2 tRNA genes and 3 rRNA genes are annotated in these 5,229 nt (G+C 55.7%); all 5 read right to left on the bottom strand.

The annotated features are described in order from the left end of the window. Positions 1 to 17: 17 nt before the first annotated feature. Positions 18 to 132 (bottom strand): 5S ribosomal RNA (gene rrf / locus AC1ROX_RS31585). Between the two features lie 80 nt (positions 133 to 212). Then, positions 213 to 2,942: ribosomal RNA gene (locus tag AC1ROX_RS31580) — 23S ribosomal RNA — on the bottom strand. A 224-nt stretch (positions 2,943 to 3,166) separates the two neighbouring features. Further along, positions 3,167 to 3,242 (bottom strand) — tRNA-Ala (locus AC1ROX_RS31575). A gap of 94 nt (positions 3,243 to 3,336) precedes the next feature. Next, positions 3,337 to 3,413, bottom strand: a tRNA-Ile gene (locus AC1ROX_RS31570). 155 nt (positions 3,414 to 3,568) lie between these two features. Further along, positions 3,569 to 5,057, bottom strand: a 16S ribosomal RNA gene (locus AC1ROX_RS31565). The 16S, 23S and 5S rRNA genes sit together here with 2 tRNA genes alongside, the layout of an rRNA operon. Positions 5,058 to 5,229: the final 172 nt, after the last annotated feature.

Raw genomic sequence — 5,229 nt, 5'->3', positions numbered from 1 at the left:
TGCCTTGCGTTCGGAAGATCCGGCAGCGACCTACTCTCCCGTGCCTTGAGACACAGTACCATTGGCGCTGAGAGTTTTCACGTCCGAGTTCGGAATGGGATCGGGTGTACACCTCTCGCTAGAGCCACCGGATCGTCGGAACGCAAGGCAATGAGGTCTAAAGTCTGTGCACAAGGCCGTCCAGCGGATGTCGACCGCTGCACGGAACGAATGAAATCAAGCCGATCGAGCTATTAGTACCGCTAAGCTGAATGCATCACTGCACTTGCACATGCGGCCTATCAACGTGGTGGTCTACCACGACTCTCAGCGAGACCTAGTTTTGAGGCGGGTTTCACGCTTAGATGCTTTCAGCGTTTATCCCTTCACTACATAGCTACCCGGCGCTGCGACTGGCGTCACAACCGGTACACCAGAGGTAAGTCCATCCCGGTCCTCTCGTACTAAGGACGGCTCCTCTCAAGTCTCGAACACCCACAGCAGATAGGGACCAAACTGTCTCACGACGTTTTGAACCCAACTCACGTACCACTTTAATCGGCGAACAGCCGAACCCTTGGGACCTGCTCCAGCCCCAGGATGTGATGAGTCGACATCGAGGTGCCAAACACCACCGTCGCTGTGGACGCTTGGGTGGTATCAGCCTGTTATCCCCGGCGTACCTTTTATCCGTTGAGCGATGGCCCACTCACGCGGAACCACCGGATCACTATGGCCGACTTTCGTCCCTGCTCGACTTGTCAGTCTCGCAGTCAGGCGGGCTTGTGCCATTGCACTCAGCAGCCGATTTCCGACCGGCCTGAGCCCACCATCGCGCGCCTCCGTTACTCTTTGGGAGGCGACCGCCCCAGTCAAACTACCCACCATGCAGGGTCCCGGATCTGGATGACAGACCGCGGTTAGACATCAAAGAACAAAAGGGCGGTATTTCAAGGTTGCCTCCACCAGAGCTAGCGCCCCGGCTTCAAAGGCTCCCGCCTATCCTACACATCCATTCTCTAATGCCACTGCAAAGTTGTAGTAAAGGTGCACGGGGTCTTTCCGTCTAACTGCGGGTACCCCGCATCTTCACGGGGAATTCAATTTCGCCGAGCCCATGTTGGAGACAGCGGGGAAGTCGTTACGCCATTCGTGCAGGTCGGAACTTACCCGACAAGGAATTTCGCTACCTTAGGACCGTTATAGTTACGGCCGCCGTTTACCGGGGCTTCAATTCAAGGCTTGCACCTCTCCTCTTAACCTTCCGGCACCGGGCAGGCGTCAGACCCTATACTTCGCCTCACGGCTTAGCAGAGCCCTGTGTTTTTGGTAAACAGTCGCCACCCCCTAGTCTGTGCCCCTCTGACGAGACCGTCAGAGGCCCCCTTATCCCGAAGTTACGGGGGTAAATTGCCTAGTTCCTTCAACATGGTTCCCTCAAGCGCCTTGGTATACTCTACCAGTCCACCTGTGTCGGTTTAGGGTACGGTCTATACGCTGGGGCTATTTCCTGGAACCCTTGGGCCGCCCGAGCATTCGCCAACGAGCTCGGGCCACTTTTCGGATCCGTCACCACCAGCAGGCCCACGAATATTGACGTGGTTCCCATCGTCTACGGCTGTCGCCCTCGACTTAGGGGCCGGCTAACCCTGCGCGGATTGACCTTGCGCAGGAACCCTTGGACTTACGGCGAAAGCGTCTCTCACGCTTTTTATCGCTACTTATGTCAGCATTCTCACTTCCGATACCTCCAGGAGCCCTCACGGGTCTCCCTTCGCAGGCTTACGGAACGCTCCGCTACCACTCTTTCGAGTCCGCAGCTTCGGTGCATGGCTTGAGCCCCGGTACATCTTCGGCGCAGGATTTCTTGATTAGACCAGTGAGCTATTACGCTTTCTTTAAAGGATGGCTGCTTCTAAGCCAACCTCCTGGTTGTTATGGAATTCCCACATCCTTTCCCACTTAGCCATGACTTAGGGACCTTAGCTGGCGGTCTGGGCTGTTTCCCTCTCGACGACGGACCTTAGCACCCGCCGTCTGTCTGCCGCGCTGTACTCGCCGGTATTCGGAGTTTGGTTAGGTTTGGTAAGACTTTGGATCCCCCTAGCCCATCCAGTGCTCTACCCCCGGCGGTAATCACACGACGCACTACCTAAATAGTTTTCGCGGAGAACCAGCTATTTCCGAGTTTGGTTGGCCTTTCACCCCTAATCACAGGTCATCCGATACCTTTGCAACGGTAACCGGTTCGGTCCTCCAGTGCGTGTTACCGCACCTTCAACCTGCCCATGACTAGATCACCCGGTTTCGGGTCTACTCCGTGCAACTAAGCGCCCTATTCAGACTCGCTTTCGCTGCGCCTACACCTATCGGCTTAAGCTTGCTGCACAGAGTAAGTCGCTGACCCATTATACAAAAGGTACGCCGTTAGCCTTGCGGCCTCCGACTGTTTGTAGGCGTTCGGTTTCAGGTCTATTTCACTCCCCTTGTCGGGGTGCTTTTCACCTTTCCCTCACGGTACTTGTTCACTATCGGTCACTGAGGAGTACTTAGGCTTGGAGGGTGATCCCCCCGTGTTCAGACAGGATTACACGTGTCCCGCCCTACTCGAGTCTCCGACTGCTTTCTACCCGTACGGGGCTATCACCCGCTATGGCCACCCTTTCCAGAGTGTTCCGGTTCTTACAATCGAAGCACTGGCCTAGTCCGCGTTCGCTCGCCACTACTAGCGGAGTCTCTATTGATGTCCTTTCCTCCAGGTACTGAGATGTTTCAGTTCCCTGGGTTCGCCTCGTTGACCTATGGATTCAGTCAACGATCATCCTGATGGATGGGGTTTCCCCATTCGGAAATCTTCGGATCAAAGTGTGCTGGCAACTCCCCGAAGCTTATCGCAGCCTGCCACGTCCTTCATCGCCTCTCAGTGCCAAGGCATCCGCCAAACGCCCTTATTGTGCTTGATCTCACGTTTTGTCAGCGATGAACGATCTTGCGATCGTCCTATCGGCTCGTTCCGTGCAGGGGACGACCCCCACACCAACGGCCTTGTTACCCACTCCTACCACCCTGCCTTTGAGAGATGCAGGGCGCGGAATAATCTAGACTTTAAAGACCTCATTACAGTCCGATAAACGATGTCAAAGAACGATGCTGCACCACGTCCTGGTGCTGCGTTCCATGCATGTGATGGTGGAGGCAGACGGGATCGAACCGACGACCTCCTGCTTGCAAAGCAGGCGCTCTCCCAACTGAGCTATGCCCCCGTTTGAGAAAATCGGTCATCGCGATCTCGTTTCGTCGCCGGCTCTCGCCGGCCGTCCTCACAACGCGCCGGATGCCCCGCTTGATTGGGCAACTTGGTGGGCCAGGGAGGATTTGAACCTCCGACCTCACGCTTATCAAGCGCGCGCTCTAACCAGCTGAGCTACTAGCCCGGTTCGGACAGACGAAACAACAGAGCCGAACATGGCTCTGTCTCGCCAAATACCATCACAGGAAAGGGATGCGTCGACGGCGGCGGCCTGCCTTGAGAAAGCAGGCTTCGATTTAGTGTTAAGTAAAGACCGGAATTGCTTCCAGTCTTCCTTAGAAAGGAGGTGATCCAGCCGCAGGTTCCCCTACGGCTACCTTGTTACGACTTCGCCCCAGTCATTGATCCTACCGTGACCGGCTGCCTCCTTGCGGTTAGCGCACCGTTTTCGGGTAGAACCAACTCCCATGGCGTGACGGGCGGTGTGTACAAGGCCCGGGAACGTATTCACCGCGGCATGCTGATCCGCGATTACTAGCGATTCCAACTTCATGCACTCGAGTTGCAGAGTGCAATCCGAACTGGGACGGTTTTTGGGGATCGGCTCCGGGTCGCCCCTTCGCATCCCACTGTCACCGCCATTGTAGCACGTGTGTAGCCCAGCCCGTAAGGGCCATGAGGACTTGACGTCATCCCCACCTTCCTCCGGCTTGTCACCGGCAGTTTCTCCAAAGTGCCCAGCTTAACCTGATGGCAACTGGAGACGAGGGTTGCGCTCGTTGCGGGACTTAACCCAACATCTCACGACACGAGCTGACGACAGCCATGCAGCACCTGTGCTGACTCCGGCCGAACCGAAGGTCCCGTCTCTGGGACCGGCGAGTCACATGTCAAGGGCTGGTAAGGTTCTGCGCGTTGCGTCGAATTGAACCACATGCTCCACCGCTTGTGCGGGCCCCCGTCAATTCCTTTGAGTTTCAACCTTGCGGCCGTACTCCCCAGGCGGGGTGCTTAACGCGTTAGCTGCGACACTGACGAGCAAGCTCGCCAACGTCTAGCACCCATCGTTTACGGCGTGGACTACCAGGGTATCTAATCCTGTTTGCTCCCCACGCTTTCGAGTCTTAGTGTCAGAAACCGTCCAGATAGCCGCCTTCGCCACTGGTGTTCTTCCCAATCTCTACGTATTTCACCACTACACTGGGAATTCCACTATCCTCTCCGGTCCTCTAGTCGCCCAGTATCAAGTGCATTTCTTGAGTTGAGCTCAAGGCTTTCACACCTGACTGTGGCAACCACCTACACTCGCTTTACGCCCAGTAATTCCGAACAACGCTAGCCCCCTTCGTCTTACCGCGGCTGCTGGCACGAAGTTAGCCGGGGCTTATTCTGCGGGTACCGTCATCATCGTCCCCGCCAAAAGAGCTTTACAACCCGAAGGCCTTCATCACTCACGCGGCATGGCTGGATCAGGGTTGCCCCCATTGTCCAATATTCCCCACTGCTGCCTCCCGTAGGAGTCTGGGCCGTGTCTCAGTCCCAGTGTGGCTGATCGTCCTCTCAGACCAGCTAACGATCGTCGCCTTGGTGAGCCATTACCTCACCAACTAGCTAATCGTACGCGGACTCATCTTTTGGCGATAAATCTTTATCCCGTAGGAACCATCCGGTATTAGCTCCAGTTTCCCGGAGTTATTCCGAACCAAAAGGCAGATATCCACGCGTTACTCACCCGTGCGCCACTCGTGTATTGCTACACGCGTTCGACTTGCATGTGTTAAGCCTGCCGCCAGCGTTCGTTCTGAGCCAGGATCAAACTCTCAAGTTTAACAGGCTCTTCATACTTCCGAAGAAATAGAAGAGCATAGATCCCGTCACTAATTACTCTATCCAACTTACGTCGAATTTCCGAACTAGCGACGACGAAATCAATCCATGCCGAAGCACGTCATGATCGCCGCCGCCGGCGTATCCCTTTCCAAACATACGATGCATAGAGC

The sequence above is a fragment of the Reyranella sp. GW821-FHT14A01 genome (assembly GCF_058803965.1).
Note: the sequence above shows the minus strand (reverse complement) of the source record. Positions and strands in the feature narration are given on the sequence as shown.